General features: G+C 66.8%; 16 protein-coding genes. 9 read left to right on the top strand and 7 right to left on the bottom strand.

The window, feature by feature from the left end; all coding sequences use genetic code 11:
• Positions 1-48: 48 nt before the first annotated feature.
• The 3 genes from PO605_RS19700 (at position 49) to PO605_RS19690 (ending at position 2,848) form a co-directional block, all read left to right on the top strand.
• On the top strand, positions 49-1,512 hold the full coding sequence (locus PO605_RS19700; protein WP_272206770.1) for an MFS transporter: 1,464 nt from the start codon (positions 49-51) through the stop codon (positions 1,510-1,512).
• 60 nt (positions 1,513-1,572) lie between these two features.
• Positions 1,573-2,385: an AraC family transcriptional regulator gene (locus PO605_RS19695; protein ID WP_047473899.1), complete on the top strand. Its 813-nt coding sequence runs from the start codon at positions 1,573-1,575 to the stop codon at positions 2,383-2,385.
• A gap of 76 nt (positions 2,386-2,461) precedes the next feature.
• On the top strand, positions 2,462-2,848 hold the full coding sequence (locus PO605_RS19690; protein ID WP_016446317.1) for a cupin domain-containing protein: 387 nt from the start codon (positions 2,462-2,464) through the stop codon (positions 2,846-2,848).
• Positions 2,849-2,915: 67 nt separating this feature from the next.
• Here the strand turns inward: PO605_RS19690 and PO605_RS19685 are convergent, their stop codons facing one another.
• The 4 genes from PO605_RS19685 to PO605_RS19670 form a co-directional block, all read right to left on the bottom strand.
• Positions 2,916-3,710 (bottom strand): ABC transporter ATP-binding protein, encoded by a 795-nt coding sequence (locus PO605_RS19685; protein ID WP_016446316.1) that lies wholly within the window; start codon positions 3,708-3,710, stop codon positions 2,916-2,918.
• 184 nt (positions 3,711-3,894) lie between these two features.
• A complete protein-coding gene (locus tag PO605_RS19680) occupies positions 3,895-4,779 on the bottom strand; it encodes an ABC transporter permease (protein WP_016446315.1) in 885 nt (294 codons plus the stop codon).
• A gap of 124 nt (positions 4,780-4,903) precedes the next feature.
• Positions 4,904-5,875 (bottom strand): ABC transporter substrate-binding protein, encoded by a 972-nt coding sequence (locus tag PO605_RS19675; protein WP_047473900.1) that lies wholly within the window; start codon positions 5,873-5,875, stop codon positions 4,904-4,906.
• A gap of 404 nt (positions 5,876-6,279) precedes the next feature.
• Entirely contained in the window at positions 6,280-7,980 is a 1,701-nt protein-coding gene (locus PO605_RS19670) for an electron transfer flavoprotein-ubiquinone oxidoreductase (RefSeq protein WP_016446313.1), read from the bottom strand.
• A 217-nt stretch (positions 7,981-8,197) separates the two neighbouring features.
• Between PO605_RS19670 and PO605_RS19665 the strand changes: the two genes are divergently transcribed.
• Positions 8,198-8,635, top strand: a complete 438-nt coding sequence (locus PO605_RS19665) for an acyl-CoA thioesterase (protein WP_016446312.1) — start codon at positions 8,198-8,200, stop codon at positions 8,633-8,635.
• A gap of 168 nt (positions 8,636-8,803) precedes the next feature.
• Here PO605_RS19665 and PO605_RS19660 read toward each other — a convergent pair whose 3' ends face one another.
• The 3 genes from PO605_RS19660 to PO605_RS19650 form a co-directional block, all read right to left on the bottom strand.
• Positions 8,804-9,829, bottom strand: coding sequence for a methionine synthase (locus PO605_RS19660; protein WP_017404854.1), 1,026 nt, complete (start codon positions 9,827-9,829; stop codon positions 8,804-8,806).
• A gap of 104 nt (positions 9,830-9,933) precedes the next feature.
• The gene (locus PO605_RS19655; protein WP_034366714.1) at positions 9,934-10,917 is read right to left on the bottom strand and encodes a DUF1852 domain-containing protein; all 984 of its coding nucleotides are present in this window, start codon (positions 10,915-10,917) and stop codon (positions 9,934-9,936) included.
• Positions 10,918-11,125: 208 nt separating this feature from the next.
• Positions 11,126-12,142 carry a LacI family DNA-binding transcriptional regulator gene (locus PO605_RS19650; RefSeq protein WP_017404855.1) on the bottom strand — a complete coding sequence of 339 codons (1,017 nt, stop codon included), beginning with the start codon at positions 12,140-12,142 and terminating at the stop codon, positions 11,126-11,128.
• Positions 12,143-12,252: 110 nt separating this feature from the next.
• Between PO605_RS19650 and PO605_RS19645 the strand changes: the two genes are divergently transcribed.
• The 5 genes from PO605_RS19645 to PO605_RS19625 all read left to right on the top strand — a co-directional run bounded on the left by PO605_RS19645 (position 12,253) and on the right by PO605_RS19625 (position 18,535).
• The gene (locus PO605_RS19645) at positions 12,253-13,284 is read left to right on the top strand and encodes a Gfo/Idh/MocA family protein (protein ID WP_047473901.1); all 1,032 of its coding nucleotides are present in this window, start codon (positions 12,253-12,255) and stop codon (positions 13,282-13,284) included.
• Complete coding sequence (locus PO605_RS19640) at positions 13,281-14,876, top strand: acyl CoA:acetate/3-ketoacid CoA transferase (protein ID WP_046985419.1); 1,596 nt, start codon at positions 13,281-13,283, stop codon at positions 14,874-14,876. Before PO605_RS19645 ends, PO605_RS19640 begins: the two co-directional genes overlap by 4 nt.
• On the top strand, positions 14,869-15,648 hold the full coding sequence (locus PO605_RS19635; RefSeq protein WP_047473902.1) for an enoyl-CoA hydratase/isomerase family protein: 780 nt from the start codon (positions 14,869-14,871) through the stop codon (positions 15,646-15,648). The genes PO605_RS19640 and PO605_RS19635 overlap by 8 nt, the downstream gene beginning before the upstream one ends.
• 83 nt (positions 15,649-15,731) lie before the next feature.
• Positions 15,732-17,291, top strand: a complete 1,560-nt coding sequence (locus tag PO605_RS19630; protein WP_272206769.1) for an aldehyde dehydrogenase family protein — start codon at positions 15,732-15,734, stop codon at positions 17,289-17,291.
• Positions 17,288-18,535, top strand: coding sequence for an ABC transporter substrate-binding protein (locus tag PO605_RS19625; RefSeq protein WP_047468896.1), 1,248 nt, complete (start codon positions 17,288-17,290; stop codon positions 18,533-18,535). Before PO605_RS19630 ends, PO605_RS19625 begins: the two co-directional genes overlap by 4 nt.
• Positions 18,536-18,547: the final 12 nt, after the last annotated feature.

Below are 18,547 nucleotides of genomic sequence, written 5' to 3'. Positions count from 1 at the left end.
GAATATCTGATGTTTATCTTCAGAAATGCATTAATTAGGATCGCTCCCATGCTTGTGAACGACTCCCCCGCTGGCGCCCTGCGCCACTCGCGCGCCGCGCTGGCGCTGCTGTCCCTGTCCCAGTTGCTGATTGCGCTGGATGCCACCATCGTCTTCGTCGCGCTCGACGCCATGGGCCAGCAGCTGCAGATGGATGCGCACCACCTGCAATGGGTGGTCAGTGCCTACAGCGTGGCCTTTGGCGGCTGCCTGCTGCTGGGCGGGCGCTGTGCGGACCTGCTGGGCAAGCGGCGCATGTATGTGGCGGGGATGGCGCTGTTCGGCCTGGCCTCGCTGGTCGGCGGCTTCGCCTCCCAGCCCTGGCAACTGGTGCTGGGCCGCGCAGGGCAGGGCGTGGCAGGGGCGTTGCTGTTTCCGGCCACGCTGTCGCTGATCAATACCTTGTATGCGGCCGGGCCCGAGCGCAACCGCGCCCTGGCCGTGTGGAGCATGGCGTCGGCCGGCGGGCTGGCGGCCGGCGCGCTGCTGGGCGGCGTGCTCACGCAGACGCTGGGCTGGAACTGGGTGCTGTGGGTGCTGGTGCCCGTGGCCTGGCCGTGTGCCATGGCGGCGCTGCGCTTTCTGCCGCCCTCGGCCCGTACCGGGCGTGCCGCACCGGGCCAGGGCTTCGATCTGGCCGGCTGCCTGAGCGTGACCGTGGGCAGCAGCCTGCTGGTGACGGCCCTGGTGCAAGGCCCTGAATGGGGCTTTGCCAGCGCCGCCACGCTGGGGACGCTGGCCGTGGCCATGGCGGCGCTGGTCCTGTTCTGGCGCATCGAGGCGCGCATCGCCTCGCCGCTGATGCCGCTGTCCCTGCTGCGCGTGCCCAGCCTGCGCTCGGCCATGCTGCTGACCATGATCTTCATGAGCAGCTTTGGCGTGCAGTACTACTTTCTGGCGCTGTATTTCCAGCAGATCTACGGCTGGAGCCCGCTGCAGGCCGGCCTGGCCTTCCTGCTGCCCACGGCGGTCTGCACGCTGGGCATCCGCTGGGCCGAACACTGGCTGCACCGCTCCACGCCGCGCGCCGTGCTGATGGGGGGCTGGGCCGCAGGCACCCTCGGCCTGGCCTATATGGCCTGGGCGCTGCCGCTGGGCGGCAGCTATGTCTGGCTTGTGCCGGGCTTCGTGGTGCTCAGCCTGGGCCAGGGCGCGTGCTGGACCGCCATGTGGGTGGTGGCCGGCCAGGGCGTGGCGGCTGCGCAGCAGGGCGTGGCCTCGGGCATTGCGGCCACGGCCCAGCAGGTGGGCGCGGCGCTGGGGCTGGCCCTGCTGGTCATGGTGGCCACCGCGCCGCTGGCTGGACTCACGGCGCCCGTTGCGCTGCGCGAGGCCACCGCCCGGGGGCTGCAGCAGGCCGAATGGGGTGCCGCGCTGATCGCGCTGCTGGGGTGGGTGGTGTCGGCGGCCATGCGCCGCGCACCGGCAATTCAGGCCGTGCCGGGCGCGGAGCAGCCTGCCTGCTCGCCTTGAGGTCACTGGCCCGCAGTTACCATCTGCGGCTGCTTTGCACACCCCTCACCACCAACCCACATGGCAGAAACGAGCATCTCCAGCGACTGGGTCCGGCATTCGCTGCTGGGCGCAGGCCTGGAGCGCATCGAGGCCTACTTCGGCGGGCACGGCTACGCGCCCCACAGGCACGACACCTACGCGCTGGGCCTGACGCTGTCCGGCGTGCAGAGCTTTGCCTACCGCCGCAGCCAGCGGCACAGCCTGCCGGGCGGTGCCATGGTGCTGCATCCCGATGAATTGCATGACGGCCACGCGGGCACCGACGCGGGCTTTCGCTACCGCATGGTCTATGTGGAGCCGGCCCTGATCCAGCAGGTGCTGGGCGGCAGGCCCTTGCCTTTCGTCGAGGGAGGACTTTCGGCTGATCCCCGGCTCAAGGCTGCGCTGCTGCCCTTGCTGCAATGCCTGGGCGAGGACCTTGAGCCGCTGGCACGCGACGATGCCCTCTACGACCTGGCGCTGGCCCTGGAGGCCGTGGCCGGTCGGCGCAAGCTCAGGCGTCTGCCGGACCTGGTGGCCGTGGAGCGCGCCCGCGCCTGCATCCATGATTCGCTGGAGCAGGGCGTAACCCTGGAGGCGCTGTCCCAGGCCAGCGGCCTGGACCGCTGGCGATTGTGCCGGGATTTCCGCGCGCTCTACGGCACCAGCCCCTACCGCTACCTGACCATGCGCCGGCTGGACACCGTGCGGCGCCTGCTGCTGGCGGGGCAGGGCGTGGCCGATGCCGCACTGCAGGCCGGCTTCTTCGACCAGAGCCACATGGCACGCCAGTTCGCCATGGCCTATGGCGTGCCGCCCGCACGCTGGCTCAGGCGCCTGGGCGCGGCCTGAGCTGCACGATCGTGCAAGACCGCAGGGAAGGCGCTTCCTAGCATGGAGGCTTCACACGCTTTCATAAGGTCTGCCCATGACGTTCCCCGTTGAAAACCGCCCCTGCGAGGCCATCAACTTCCCCGACAAATTCAGCCGCTTCACCGGCCAGTGGAGCCCCCGCGTCGTTGCCGAAATGAACGACTACCAGTTCAAGATCGTGCGCGTGCAGGGCGAGTTCATCTGGCACTCGCATGCCGAAACGGATGAAGCCTTCCTGGTGCTGGACGGCGAGCTGCGCATCGACTTCCGTGATGGCCATGTGCTGCTGCGCCAGGGCGAGCTCTACGTGGTCCCCAAAGGCACGGAGCACAGGCCCAGCGCCGAGCGGGAAGCCCGCCTCATGCTGATCGAGCCGCGCGGTGTGCTGAACACCGGGGAGGAAGGCGGCGAGAGGACGGCGTTGAACGACGTGTGGGTTTAGCCAGCCCGTAGCCATCCCATGAACAAAGGGCGCCGCAGCGCCCCTTGTTTCCTGGAGTGCGGGGCGTTCAGCCCAGCAGCAGCGCGTCGTCTGCCAGCTTTTCGCCGCGCACCTTCTCGAACATTTGCAGCAGGTCGGGCACGTCCATGCGGGCGCGTTCCTCGCCGCTGACGTCGAGCACGACCTGGCCCTGGTGCAGCATCACCGTGCGCTCGCCCACGTCCAGCGCCTGGCGCATGCTGTGGGTGACCATCATGGTGGTGAGCTTGGCCTCGGAGACGATGCGCGCCGTCAGCTGCAGCACGAAGTCGGCCGTGCGCGGGTCGAGCGCGGCGGTGTGCTCGTCCAGCAGCAGGATGCGCGAAGGCTGCAGCGCCGCCATCAGCAGGCTCACGGCCTGGCGCTGGCCGCCAGAGAGCAGGCCGATGCGGTCGGTCAGGCGGTTTTCCAGGCCCAGGCCCAGGATGGACAGGCGCTCGCGGAAGTTGTCGCGCATCTCGGCCTTGACGGCGCGGCTCAGGCGGCGGAAGGTGCCGCGGCGCTGGGCCAGGGCCATGTTTTCCTCGATGGTCAGGTCCTCGCAGGTGCCCGCCATGGGGTCCTGGAAGACGCGGGCCACGCGCTCGGAACGTGCCCACACGGGCAGGCGCGTCATGTCCTGGCCGGCGATCTCGATGCGGCCCTTGTCCACGGACAGGTCGCCCGAGACGGCGTTCAGGAAGGTGGACTTGCCGGCGCCGTTGGAGCCGATGACGGTGACGAACTGGCCGTCGGGAATGTCCAGCGACATGCCGCGCAGCGCCCGCGTTTCGATGGGCGTGCCGGGGTTGAAGGTGATTTCGAGTTGTTGTGCGCTCAGCATGAGTGCAATCTCCGGTATTTCTTCGTTCAGTCGCTCAAGGCGTGGTGCTTGAACTGACGCGGTCCAAACTCAGGGACGCCTAGCAAGGGCCTAGGCCGGCCGCACCGCCCCGCAGCGAAGGCGTCGTTCCCCTCCCTCGCGCAGCGAGTAGAGAGGGGGAAGCGGCATAGCCGCTCAGGGGGTGTCATTTCCTTTGCGCAAATTTGCGCTTCAGTTGGGGGATCACCAGGGCGACGGTCACCAGCAGCGCGGTGACAAGGTTCAGATCCTGGGCCTTGAGGCCGATGAAATCGCTGTTGAGGGCCGCTGCAATGAAGAAGCGGTACACGATGGCGCCCACCACCACGGCCAGCGTGGCCCAGACGATGCGGCGCGAGGGCAGGATGGACTCGCCCACGATCACGGCAGCCAGGCCGATGACGATGGTGCCGATGCCCATGGAAATGTCCGAGCCGCCCTGGGTCTGCACGAACAACGCGCCGGCCAGGCCGACCAGGCCGTTGGAGATCGCCATGCCCAGCAGGATCATGGCGCCGGTGTTCACGCCCTGCGAGCGTGCCATGCGGGCGTTGGAGCCCGTGGCGCGGATGGCCAGGCCCCGCTCGGTGGCGAAGAACCAGTCCAGGCCCAGCTTGGCCAGCACGACGATGACGAACAGGATCAGCGGGCGCATCACATAGTCGGCCACGCTGTCGGGCTGCAGCAGGGTGAACAGCGTGGTCTCGTTGATCAGCGGCACGTTGGGGCCGCCCATGATGCGCAGGTTGACCGAATACAGCCCGATCATCATCAGGATGGAGGCCAGCAGGTCCATGATCTTCAGGCGCACATTGAGCCAGCCCGTGATCAGGCCCGCGACGGCGCCAGCGGCCGTGCCGGCCAGCGTGGCCAGCCAGGGATTGGTGCCCGTGGAAATCAGGATGGCGCAGACGGCGCCGCCCAGCGGAAAGCTGCCGTCCACCGTGAGGTCGGGAAAGCGCAGCAGTCTGAACGAGATGAAGACGCCCAGCGCCACCAGGCTGAAGATCAGGCCGATCTCGACGGCACCGAGCAATGAAAAGAGGGACATAGGAAGAGCGACAGGCGCGTGGGAACGGAAAACGACTTAAAAAAAGGGCAGGGCCATGTTGCCATGGCGCCTGCCACCGTGGGCGCACTGCCCGGGTTGGTCCCGGGCAGGCAAACCCCGGGTATTACTTGATCACCTGGGCGGCCGACTTGACCAGTGCGTCGGACAGCTTGACGCCTTGCTTTTCGGCGGCGCCCGGATTCACGAACAGCTCCATCTTGGTGCTGACTTCGGTCTTGAGGTCGCCGGGCTTCTCGCCCTTGAGGATGCGCACCACCATGCGGCCGGTCTGCTCGCCCAGATCGCGGTAGTTGATGCCCAGGGCAGCCACGGCGCCGCGCTTGACGGAGTCGGTGTCCGAGGCCACCAGCGGGATCTTGGCGTCCTGGCCGACCTTGACCAGCGACTCGTAGGCCGAGACCACGTTGTTGTCGGTGTTGGTATAGATCACATCGACCTTGCCGACCAGGCTGCGCGCAGCGCTGCTGACGTCCACGGAGCGGGGAGCGGCGGCTTCCACCAGGGTCATGCCCAGCTTGGGCAGCAGGGTCTTGAGTTCCTTGACGACCACGGCGGAGTTGGCCTCGCCGGGGTTGTAGACCATGCCCACGCGCTTGGCGTTGGGCACGACCTGCTTGACCAGCTCCATCTGCTTGTCCAGGGCCAGCAGGTCGGACACGCCGGTCACGTTGTTCTTGGAAGGCTCCCAGCTGGGCACCAGCTTGGCGGCCACGGGGTCGGTCACGGCGGAGAACACCACGGGCACGGACTTGGTGGCGGCGACCACGGCCTGGGCCGAGGGCGTGGCGATGGCGACGATGGCATCAGGCTTGTCGCCCACGAACTTGCGAGCGATCTGCGCGGCCGTGCCGGTGTTGCCCTGGGCACTCTGGTACTGCCACTTGAGGTTCTTGCCGGCTTCGTAGCCTGCTTCCTTGAGCGCGGCCTGCACGCCGTCGCGCACGGCGTCGAGTGCAGGATGCTCGACGATGGCGGTCACTGCGACCGACTTCTCGTCAGCGGCGTGGGCGCCGCCCGCAATGGCGGAAATTGCCAGGGCCAGCGCGCCCAGGGGCGCCCAAGACAAGTGCTTCATACGTGTATCTCCAACGTGCTTGTGGTTGTTCCTGTTTGCTCAGCAGAAGGCCGCACAGGACGGTCGCGGCGCTTCGCGGCAAAGTCTACTGCAGCCGCCCTGTACGCCTTGGCGTTTGGACGACCCGGTTTTCACCTATAGGTTTGTATCTAAAAATTGGCATGAAATCTGCGGGGAATGCCCTAGGTGCAACTTTTTCATGCGTCTTGGACAGGTTTGGCGATGCAGGTTTGCGTCTTCAAGGGCCTGTTTTTGGCTTTGCCGTGCATTTTTATTGCGTGCGATGGCATTTCGGATGGCCTTCTATGCTTTCTGCACCGATGTTGCTTTGACGAGGCTCAAAGAAAAAGCCTGCACAAGCAGGCTTGGGCAGGCTTCAGAGAAGGGCCGGTGTGGCGCGCGGATCACATGCCCGCGTAGTTCGGCCCTCCGCCGCCTTCGGGCGTGACCCAGACGATGTTCTGCGTGGGGTCCTTGATGTCGCAGGTCTTGCAGTGCACGCAGTTCTGGGCGTTGATCTGCAGGCGCTTGCCGCCCTGGGCCGTATCGTCCACGAACTCATAGACGCCGGCCGGGCAGTAGCGCTGCTCGGGGCCTGCGTACTTGGCCAGGTTGATGGCCACGGGCACCGAGGCGTCCTTGAGCGTCAGGTGGGCGGGCTGGTCTTCGGCGTGGTTGGTGTTGCTGATGAAGACGCTGGACAGGCGATCGAAGGTCAGCTTGCCATCGGGCTTGGGGTAGTCGATGGGCTTGCACTCGGCCGCCGGCTTCAGGTAGGCGTGGTCGGGCTTGTCGCGGTGCAGCGTCCAGGGGATGTTGCCCTTGAGCACGAACTGCTCGATGCCGTTCATCAGCGTGGCTGTGGTCAGGCCCTTCTTGAACCAGGCCTTGAAGTTGCGCGACTTGTTCAGCTCTTCGTACAGCCAGCTGTTCTCGAAGGCCTGGACATAGGCGCCCAGCTCGTCACCCTGGCGGCCCGCGACGATGGCGTCATAGGCGGCCTCGGCGGCCAGCATGCCGGTCTTGATGGCGGCATGGCTGCCCTTGATGCGGCTGACGTTCAGAAAACCTGCGTCGCAGCCCACGAGCGCGCCGCCCGGGAACACGAACTTGGGCAGGGACAGCAGGCCGCCGGCCGTGATGGCGCGCGCGCCGTAGCCCAGGCGCTTGGCCGGCTTGATGCCCTTGGACTCGTCGCCTTCCAGGTAGTAGCGGATGTTGGGATGGGTCTTCCAGCGCTGGAATTCCTCGAAGGGGCTCAGGTAGGGGTTGGCATAGTCCAGGCCCGTGATGAAGCCCAGCGTGACCTTGTTGTCGTCCAGGTGGTAGAGGAAGGCGCCGCCGTAGGTCTTGCTGTCCATGGGCCAGCCGGCCGTGTGCATCACGAAGCCGGGCTTGTGGCGTGCCGGGTCGATTTCCCACAGCTCCTTGATGCCCAGGCCGTAGCTTTGCGGGTCCTTGCCGGCGTCCAGCTGGTACTTGGCGATGATCTGCTTGCCCAGGTGGCCGCGTGAGCCTTCGGCAAAGATCGTGTACTTGGCGTGCAGCTCCATGCCCAGCTGGAACTCGCCCGTGGGCTCGCCGTCCTTGCCGATGCCCATGTTGCCGGTGGCCACGCCCTTGACCGAACCGTCCTCGTTGTAGAGCACCTCGGCGGCAGCAAAGCCCGGGAAGATTTCAACGCCCAGTGCCTCGGCCTGCTCGCCCAGCCACTTGACCACGTAGCCCAGGCGAACGATGTAGTTGCCATGGTTCTGGAAGCAGGCCGGCAGCAGGAAGTTGGGCGTGCGCAGGGCGGATTTCTCGCCCAGGAAGACCATGGCGTCATCGGTGACGGGCTGGGTCAGGGGCGCGCCCTTTTCCTTCCAGTCAGGGATCAGCTCGGTCAGCGCACGCGGGTCCATGATGGCGCCCGACAGGATGTGGGCACCGGGTTCCGACCCCTTTTCCAGCACGACGACGGAGACATCCTGGCCTTTTTCGGCCGCCAGCTGCTTGAGGCGGATGGCCGTGGCCAGCCCGCCGGGGCCGCCGCCGACCACCACCACGTCGTATTCCATGGCTTCGCGCGGCCCGTACTGGGCCAGGATTTCTTCGTTCGTCATCGGGGTGTCTCGCTTGGATATTGAAAAACAGGATGGTCGGCAGACCGAACGTTTGTTCGGTTGCAGCGCAAAAGCCGCAATGCGGTGGATTCTATGACGTGCGTGGACCCCGTCGTTGCTGATAGGTGACAGCGCGGGAATCCGCCCTGCTGCACAGTGACCGGGGGCTGCGGGGCATGGTGCCTTGCGGTGGCGCTACAACAAGGAGACTGCAGGCATGCGCATAGAGATTCCAGAATATAAAAAATGGGTTCACGAGATGCGATTCAAAGTGCGCTGGGGCGACATGGACGCCATGGGCCATGTCAACAACGCCATGTACTTCCGCTATCTGGAGACTGCCCGCATCGACTGGATGGTTGAAGCGGGCATGGCGCCTACGCCGGGCGGGCAGGGGCCGGTCATCGTCAATGCGTTCTGCAACTTCCACCAGCAGCTGGCCTATCCCGACGAAGTACTGCTCAAGATGTACGTCAGCGACCCCGGCCGCACCACCTTCGAGACCTGGGGAACCATGGAACGCGTCTCCGAACCCGGCGTGATCTGCGCGGCCGGTGGCGGCACCGTCATCTGGGTGGACTTTCCCAGGCAGAAGGCCGTCGAGCTGCCGGGCTGGGTGCGGGAGATGGTGGGCGGCACGGCTGGCCCAGGTTGACTCAGGCTCGCCCGCTGTACCAGCCGACGTGCAGCCAGCAATGGCTGGCGGGGCTGGCCCGGTCCGGACGAACAAGCCCTTTGATGCAGGGTGCGCTGGGGTTTTTGTTCTGCCGCATTGCAGATCCATCGCAGCCCTGGGTAGCCCGGCGTGGCGGCCGGGCGCGACTTACGCAGCGGCCAACCGCTCCTTTGCCAGCCGCGTGCCTTCTGCCAGCGCTTGCAGCTTGCGCCACGCCACGTCGCGGCCCATGGGTGCGAGGCCGCAGTTCGTGCAGGGGAACAGCCGCTCCTTCGGCACGAACTCCAGCGCCCGGCCGATGGTGTCGGCCACCTCTTCGGGGGTCTCGACCACGTCGCTGGCCACGTCGATCACGCCGACCATCACGTCCTTGCCGGCCAGCAGCCTCATCAGGTCGGGCGGCACGTGGGAGTGGATGCACTCCAGGCTCACCTGGTCGATGCGGCTCTTGGCCAGCGCGGGGAACACCGTCTCGTACTGGCGCCATTCATCGCCCAGGGTGCTTTTCCAGTCCGTATTGGCCTTGATCCCGTAGCCGTAGCAGATATGCACGGCCGTCGTGCAGGTCAGGCCCTGCGCCGCACGTTCCAGCGCCTGCACGCCCCAGTCGGCGGCGTCCTTCATGTAGACGTTGAAGGCGGGCTCGTCGAACTGGATGATGTCCACGCCGTCGGCCTGCAGCGCCAGGGCCTCCTGGTTGAGCAGCTCGGCGAAGGCGAAGGCCATCTTCACCCTGTCGCCATAGAAGCGGTCCGCCACGGTGTCGACGATGGTCATGGGGCCGGGCAGCGTGAACTTCAGCTTCTTCCTGGTGTGCGCGCGTGCCAGTTGCGCCTCGAAGGCATGCACGCGGCCCTTCAGGCGCAGGGCCGACACCACCTGCGGCACCATCGCGTCGTAGCGGTTGTCGCGGATGCCCATCTTCACCTTGTTCTCGAAGTCGATGCCCTCGACCTGCTCCAGGAAGCCGTGCACGAAGTGCTGGCGCGACTGCTCGCCGTCGCACACGATGTCCAGGCCTGCGTCTTCCTGGGCCTTGATCCACAGCAGGGTTGCATCGGCCTTGGCCTGGCGAAGCGCATCGCCTTCGGCCTTCCACTGGGGCCAGAGCTTGTTGGTTTCAGCCAGCCAGGCGGGCTTGGGCAGGCTGCCGGCGATCGAGGTTTCGAACATCTGGGAATTCCTTCAAATCAAACAGGGGTATGGCGGGCGTGCTCCGGGACGGTTTTCCCGGCCCGCCACGGATTGGGTGCCATGGCAGGCATGGCGGCGGGTGGCTACAGGGCGAAATCGGCAGCCCATTGCTCAAGCACATTCTTGTACGGCTTGATGAAGTGCTGCTCTGCAAACTTGCCCTGCTTGACAGCCAACTGGCTGCGCTCTTCCCGGTCATAGACAATCTGCGTCGACGAGTAATCGTGATTCTTCAGGCTGGGTTGATAGAGCATCCCGGCTGCAGAATTCGCGTTGTAGATTTCGGGGCGATAAATCTTCTGGAAGGTCTCCATGGTGCTGATCGTGCCGATCAGCTCGATATTCGTATAGTCGTTCAGCAGGTCGCCGTGAAAGTAGAAGGCCAGTGGCGCAACGCCATTTGGAGGCATGAAGAAGCGAACCTGCATTCCCATCTTCTCGAAATACCGGTCGGTCGAGGAGAACTCGCTCTGCCGATACTCGATGCCCAGTATGGGGTGCCGGTTTCCGGTGCGCTGGTAGGTCTTGCTGGTGGACACGCTGATACAGATGACGGGCGGCTTGTCGAAGTGCTGCCTGTAGGTGCCTGAACTGGAAAATTGCCTGAACAGCTTTCCATGCAAGTCGCCAAAATCATCGGGGGTGCCGAATTCGGATCGGTTGGCGTTGTACTGCGCAAGCACAACGCTGAAATCGTAGTCGCGCACGTAGGAGGAGAAATTGTTCCCTGCGATGCCGTCTATGCGCTTGTGGTTCTTCTTGTCGAGGATGCTGGTCTTCAATATCTCGATCAACGGAAACGCACCAAGGCCGTTTCTGGCGCCAATTCCCATTTCGACCGAGATGATCTCGAGCTCCACCGAGTAGCGATCTCCCGTGGGATTGTCCCAGTGAGCCAGGTCGTTGAAGCGGTTGTCAATCATCCTCAGCGTGTTGCGCAGGTTCTGCTGCCGGCAATCGCCACGGGCCAGATTGGCAAAGTTGGTGGTAATGCGCGTGCTGTCCGATGGTTGATAGTCTTCATCGAAACGAATGCGCTTGAGATGGAAGCTGAGTTCTTGGTTCATTGTGATCTGCGACCTGATTCATGCCCTTGCCGAAAACTGCGGGCAAGCAATAGGTGCGGATGTTATGGACGGCAATCGATGAAGTAAAGTGGTCTTATTTCATGAAACCATGAGCTTGGTTCATCAAAAGCCGGCAGGCTGGAGCGCATCCCGCTCAGCGCGGTGGAGCCAGTCGGTATCCGGGCCAGTTCCGACCGCGCCGCGGTCTTCAGGCTGACTGGCGCAGCACCAGCTTGGGCCTGGCCAACAACTGCTGGCGGGGCTGGCCCGGATGGGCCATGCGTGCCAGCAGCAAGGTGGCAGCCTGTTCGCCAAGCTCGGCGGGGCGCACGTCCACCGTGCTCAGGGGGGGATGGGAATGCGCGGCATCGAACACGTTGTCGAAGCCCATGAGCGCGAAGTCTTTGCCTGCGCGCAGTCCGTTTTCGTCCAGGGCAGACAGTGCGCCAAAGGCCACCAGATCGTTGTAGCAGATGGCCGCCTTGATGGCTGGCTGCGCGGCCAGCAGGCTGCGCATGGCGTCATGCCCTCCCGTGCGCGTGGGGCTGGCGGAGAAAACCAGATCTTCATCGAAAGCCAGGCCCGCATCGGCAAAGGCGGCCCTGCAGCCGCTCAGGCGCTGCTCCAGCATCAGGCCGTCCAGCCCTCCCAGAAAACCGATGCGGCGATGCCCGGCCGCCAGCAGGTGGCGCGTGGCCGCCGCCACGCCATGGGCGTTGTCGGCGCCTGCGAAGTCGTAGCTTCCCTCGCCCAGCGTGCGGATCATGACCACCAGGGGAATGCCCCATGACTGCAGGTCCTGCGCCAGCGAGGCCGGCGTGTCCAGCGCCGGGCACAGCGCAATGCCTGCCGCGTTGTGCTCGCGCATGGTGGTCAGCACTTTTTGCTGGCGCTCCAGGCTTTCGCTGGTGTGGGCCATGAGCGTGATGAAGCCGGCATCGGCCAGCCTGCGCTCCAGCCCCGCCAGCACCTCGGCAAAGAAGGGATTCATCAGGTCGTTGATCACGACACCGACCATGTTGGACGACTGGCGCCGCAGCTCTCCGGCGCGGCGGTTGTAGACGTAGCCGAGCTGCGCTGCCGCTGCACGCACGCGCTCCGATGTCTCGGCCGGAATCAGGGGGCTGCCCTTGAGCACCAGCGACACCGTTGATTTGGAGACCTGGGCCGCAGCCGCCACGTCAAGGATGGTCACGGCGCGCACGGAAGGGGGCTTGTTCATCATGGTTCGGTGTTTTCCCTGGGTCGGCGCGATTGTGCTTGATCTTCTTTTGGAACGTTCCAATAATCAATTAGAAAGTTCCAATAGAAATTATCAATACATGGAGGGAGATCATGAGCGAGGTCGGTTGGGGATTGATAGGGGCCAGCACCATTGCTGCCGATCACATGATCGGTGCCATCCGCGCGCAGCGCGGGCATACGGTGGCGGCGGTCGCCAGCCGCAGTGCAAAGCGCGCGGCGCAGTTTGCTGCCGAGCAGGGCATTGCCTGCGCCTACGACTCGGTGCCCGCCATGCTGGCCGACCCGTCAGTCCAGGTGGTCTACGTCAGCTCCGACAACGAACTGCGCCACGCCCAGGTCCTTGCTGCGGCAGCGGCCGGCAAGCATGTCCTATGCGAGAAGCCATTGGCGCTGACCGTGCAGCAGGCGCTGGACATGGTGAGGGCATGTCGGGCCGCAGGCGTGGTGCTGGGCACCAACCACCACCTGCGCAACGCGGCAACGCACCGCAGGATGCGCGAGCTGGTGCGCGATGGCGCCGTGGGCCAGCCGCTGTTTGCGCGCGTCTTCCACGCCATCGAGCTGCCGCCCTCTGTGCAGGGCTGGCGGCTGGAGCGGCCCGAGGCCGGTGGCGTGATCCTCGACATCGGCGTGCATGACGTGGATGCGCTGCGCTTCATCCTGGGGGCTGAGCCGGTGGAGGCGGTGGCGCTGGAGCAGCAAGGACCGCTGTCCCGCAACGGCGTGGCGGACGGCGTGATGGCCGTGCTGCGGTTGGACAACGGCGTGCTGGCGCAACTGCATGCGGCATTCACCGTGGCGCATGCGGGAACCGGCATCGAAATCCATGGCACCTCGGGCTCGCTCATCGGGCGCGATGTGATGACGCAGCGGCCGGGCGGCGAGGTGCTGCTGCGCAATGGGGCCGGCGAGCAGGCCATTGCCGTGGAGCACCACGGTCTCTACGCGCATGGGGTGGCCGCGTTCTGCGCCGCGCTGCGTGGCGAAGGCCTGCCTGCCGCCACCGGCGAGGACGGCGTGCGCTCGCTGGCGGCGGCGGTGGCCATGGCCCAGGCCTGCCGCACGGGCCGGGCCGTGCCCATAGCCAATCCCCTTGCACGGGAACGGGGGGCAGCCGCATGAGCAAGCACATCACCGCCGCACAGGCTGCAGCCTTGCTGCGCGACGGCGACATCGTCAGCGTGAGCTCGTCCAGCGGGCTGGGCTGCCCCGACAAGGTGCTGGCCGCCATTGGCGAGCGCTTCGAACGCGAGGGTGCTCCGCGCAACCTGACCACGCTGCACCCGATTGCGGCCGGCGATATGTACGGCATCAAGGGAATGGACCATCTGGCCCGGCCCGGGCTGCTGTCGCGTGTCCTGGCCGGCTCGTATCCCAGCGGCCCGTCCTCGCTGCCCATGCCTGCGATCTGGCGCATGGTGGTGGACAACCAGATCCAGGCCTACAACATCCCCAGCGGCATCCTGTTCGACATGCACCGCGAGGCGGCTGCGCGGCGCCCGGGCGTGCTGACCCAGGCGGGCATGGGCACCTTTGTCGATCCCGCACAGCAGGGCTGCGCGATGAACGAGCCGGCCAGCCGCCATCCGGTAGTGCGCCTGCAGCATTTCGACGGGCGCGACTGGCTGTTCTTTCCCGCTGTGGCACCCGACGTGACCGTCCTGCGCGCCACCACGGCCGATGAGCGCGGCAACCTGGGCTATGAGCACGAAGGCGCGCTGCTGGGCGCGCTGGAGCAGGCGATGGCCGCACGCAACAACGGTGGGATCGTCATTGCCCAGGTCAAGCGCATCGTCAGGGCCGGCCACCTGAGGCCGCACGATGTCCGCGTCCCCTGCCATCTGGTGGACCATGTGGTGGTCGATGCCGATCAGTGGCAGACCACGCAGACGGTGTACGACCCGGCCATCAGCGGAGAGGTTGCGCAACCGCTGTCCGGCTTCGAGCCCCAGGCCTGGGGGCCCGAGAAGGTGATTGCGCGCCGCGCCGCCATGGAGCTGGCGCACGGGCATGCCGCCAACCTGGGCTTTGGCATTGCGGCCAATGTGCCGCGCATCCTGCTCGAAGAGGGCCTGCATGGCGAGGTGACCTGGGTGATAGAGCAGGGCGCCGTCGGCGGCATGCCGCTGCTGGGCTTTGCCTTTGGCTGCGCGGCCAATGCCGATGCCATCGTGGCCTCGCCCCAGCAGTTCACCTATTTCCAGGGCGGGGGCTTCGATGTGACGCTGCTGTCCTTCCTGCAGGTGGATGGCGATGGCAGCGTCAATGTCTCGCGGCTGGGCGCCAGGCCCTATCTGACGGCCGGCTGCGGCGGCTTTGTGGATATCACGGCCCATGCGCGGCGCATCGTCTTCTGCGGACTTTTCACGGCCGGCGCCAGGCTGCGCGTGGGAGACGGGCGGCTGGACATCCTCGAGGAGGGCGGCACGCGCAAGTTCGTCGGCACGGCCGAGCACATCAGCTTCAGCGGCCTGGTCGGGCGCCAGCGCGGGCAGCGGGTGCGCTATGTGACCGAGCGCTGCGTCATCGACCTCGAAGACCAGGGACTGGTCGTGCGCGAGATCGCGCCCGGCGTGGACCTGCAGCGCGATGTGCTGGAGCAGGCCGGCATGGCGCTGCAGGTGGCGCCCGACCTGCGGCGAATGGATGAGCGCCTGTTCCACGATGCGCCCTTTGGCCTGGCCCTGCAGGCCCGGGAGGTCCGCCGTGGCTGAGACCCTGGTTCAACTGGTGCGCCAGGGCCCCGTGGCCCAGGTCACGATAGACCGGCCCACAAGGCTCAACGCGCTGACCCCCTGCATGCTCGACGCACTGGAGCACATGGCGCGCGAGATCGAGGCCGATGGCGCCATCCGTGCCGTGGTGCTGACCGGCCGTGGCGACAGAGCCTTTTGCGCGGGCGCCGACATCCATGCCTGGGCCGCGCTGCAGCCGCTGGACATGTGGCGGCAGTGGGTGCGCCGCGGCCACCAGGTGTTCGACCGGTGGGCGCGGCTGCGCCAGCCCGTGATTGCGGCGCTCAACGGCCATGCGTTCGGCGGCGGGCTGGAGCTGGCCATCACCAGCGATGTGCGCATCGCCGTCGATACGGCGCAGTTCGCGCTGCCAGAGGCATCGATCGCCACCTGTCCCGGCTGGTCCGGCTCGCAGCGGCTGGTGCGGCTGATCGGCCCCGGCCACGCGAAGTACCTGGCCCTGGGCGGCGTGCGGCTGTCCGCCGATCAGGCGCTGGCCTGCGGGCTGGTGCATGAACGGGTGCCGGCCAGCGAACTGGGCCTGCGCGCTGCTGCGTTGGCCCACGACATGGCAGGCCAGGCGCCCGTGGCACTGCAGCTGACCAAGCAACTGATCAATGCCGCCGCCGGCGAAGACGCACCCGCCGCACTGGAAGCCATGGCCGCAGCCCTGGCCGCGAGCACGGCCGATGCAGCCGAAGGCCTGCTCAGCTTCAAGGAAAAGCGCGTGCCGCGCTACCTGGGCCGCTGAATCTGCGCCGACCTGCCGACCTGCCGACCTGCCGATTCGCCGTCCCGCCCTTGCCCCCTGAACCACCCAAGGAGACCGCCACCATGACTGCCGCGAACCCGCCTCCAGCCCATGCACCTGCAGTGAATGCAGGGGCCATGGCCGGCCTCATCCACAGGCCCCCGTTCCATGGCCGGCTGCTCATCGATGGCGCCTGGGCCGATGCGGCCGACGGCGCGACGCTGGAGCGCCGCTCCCCGGCCCACGGCACCGTGGCCAGCATCCATGCGCGGGCCGGGCGGGCCGATGCCGCGCGTGCCATTGCCGCAGCACGCCGCGCTGCGGACCACGGGCCCTGGCCCCGCATGAAGGGTGCGCAGCGCGCCAGCGTGCTGCGTGCCGTGGCCGAATGCCTGCTGGACCGCAGGCAGGAATTGGCGCGTATGGAGACGCTGGAGACCGGCAAGCCGCTGGCCCAGTCGCTGGACGAGGTGGGCGCGGCGGCCGACCTGTGGCACTACGCCGCCGCACTGGCGCGCAACCTGCATGGCGACAGCTACGACACGCTGGGCGAGCAGACGCTGGGTGTGGTGCTGCGCGAGCCGCTGGGCGTGGTCGGTATCGTCACGCCCTGGAACTTTCCCCTGCTCATCGTCAGCCAGAAGCTGCCCTTTGCGCTGGCCGCCGGCTGCACGGCCGTGGTCAAGCCGGCCGAGGAAACATCGGCCACCACGCTGATGCTGGGCGAGATCCTCATGAACGCCGGCCTGCCGCCCGGTGCCGTCAACATCCTGCCAGGCGGCGGTGGCGCTGTCGGAGAGGTCCTGGCCGCGCACCCGGACATCGACATGCTGTCCTTCACGGGCTCCACGGAAACAGGCCGGAAGGTGGCTGCAGCATCGGCGCAGACGCTCAAGAAGCTGTCTCTGGAGCTGGGCGGCAAGAACCCCCAGATCGTCTTTGCCGACTGCGACTTCGAGGCGGCCGTCGATGCCACGGTGCTGGGCATGCACTTCAATGCCGGCCAGTGCTGCAACAGCGGCAGCCGCGTGCTGGTGCAGGCGGCCATCGCCGAGCGCTTCGTGGTCGCCGTGGCCGAGCGCGCTCGGCAGGTGCGCGTGGGCGATCCGCTGGACCAGGGCGTGCAGGTGGGCGCCATCACCACGCAGCGCCAGCTGGACGCCATCCTTACCCACATCGAGGCCGCGCGCCAGGCCGGCGCCCGCGTGGTGCTGGGCGGCGGCCGCATGGCGCGCCCGGGCCTGTATGTGGAGCCCACGGTGCTGGCCGGCGTGACGCCGAACATGGCCATTGCCAGGCAGGAGGTCTTCGGGCCCGTGCTCGCGGTGCTGGTCTTCGAGGACCTGGACGATGCGATCGACCTGGCCAACGCCACGCTCTACGGCCTCTCGGCCGCCGTCTGGAGCCGTGACTTCAGCACCTGCCTGGCGGCGGCGCGGCGCATCAAGGCCGGCACGGTCTGGGTCAATACCTTCCTCGAAGGCCATGCCGAGCTGCCTTTCGGCGGCTACCGCCAAAGCGGCCTGGGCCGAGAGCTGGGCCGCCGTGCCGCCGAGGACTACACCCAGGCCAAGACCCTGCACATGCACCTGGGTGCGCGCAGCCACTGGTATCTGCCCATCCACGAAGGAGACACGGCATGAAGCGGCCACTGACTGCCATGGCGATGGCCATGGCCCTTGCCACACCGCCGGCCGCCATGGCCGGGCAGAGCGTCGAGGTCCTGCACTGGTGGACCGCTGGCGGCGAGGCCGCCGCGCTGAACCTGCTCAAGAGCGGGCTGGAAAAGCAGGGCGTGCGCTGGAACGACATGCCCGTGGCCGGTGGCGGCGGCGAGGCGGCCATGACGGCGGTGCGCGCCCGCGTGACCTCGGGCAACCCGCCCACGGCGGTGCAGATGCTGGGCTTCGACATCCTGGACTGGGGCGGCCAGGGCGTGGTCGCCGACCTGGATGCCCTGGCCGCGCGCGAGGGCTGGGACAAGAGCGTGCCGCAGGAGGTGCAGAAATTCTCGCGCTACCAGGGCCGCTGGATCGCGGCGCCGGTCAACATCCATTCGACCAACTGGCTGTGGGCCAACCGGCAGGTGCTGGCCCAGGCGGGCGTGACGGCCGAGCCAGCGAGCTTTGACGAATTCATCGCGGCGGCGCGCAAGGTGCGCCAGGCCGGCTTCATCGCCATCGCCCATGGCGGCCAGCCCTGGCAGGAGGCCATCGTATTCGACAGCGTGGCCCTGTCCACGGGCGGCGCCGACTACTACCGCAAGGCCTTCATCGAGCGCGATCCGGCCACCATCCGGTCGGCGACCACGCGCAAGGTATTCCAGCGCATGGCGCAGATCCGCAGCCTGGTGGACAAGGATTTTTCGGGGCGCGACTGGAACGTGGCCTCGGGCATGGTCATCGCCGGCAAGGCGGGCTTCCAGATCATGGGCGACTGGGCCAAGGGCGAGTTCCTCAACGCCGGCAAGCAGCCCGGCAAGGACTTTGCCTGCTATCGCTTCCCGGGCACCCAGGGCATGGTGGCCTTCAGTACCGACCAGTTCGTGATGTTCAGGCTGTCCGACGCGGGCAAGGCGGCCGCTCAGCGCAAGCTGGCGGCCGCCATCATGGAGCCGGCCTTTCAGTCGGCGTTCAATGTCGTCAAGGGTGCGGCGCCTGCGCGCCTGGACGTGGCGGATACGGCCTTCGACGAATGCGGCAAAAAGGCCATCCGCGACGTGGCCGAGGCCGATGGCCGGCGCAGCATGCTGGGCTCCATTGCGCTGGGCCATGCGACGGCCGCATCGGCCAAGAACGCCATCTATGACGTGGTCACGCGCCACTTCAACGGCCAGATCGACGATGCCAGGGCCGTGGCCGAGCTGGCCTCGGCCCTGGCCGACTGATGGAGGCCCCTG

This window comes from Delftia sp. DT-2 (genome assembly GCF_028401915.1).
GTDB classification, from domain to species: Bacteria; Pseudomonadota; Gammaproteobacteria; order Burkholderiales; family Burkholderiaceae_C; genus Comamonas; species Comamonas tsuruhatensis.
Note: the sequence above shows the minus strand (reverse complement) of the source record. Positions and strands in the feature narration are given on the sequence as shown.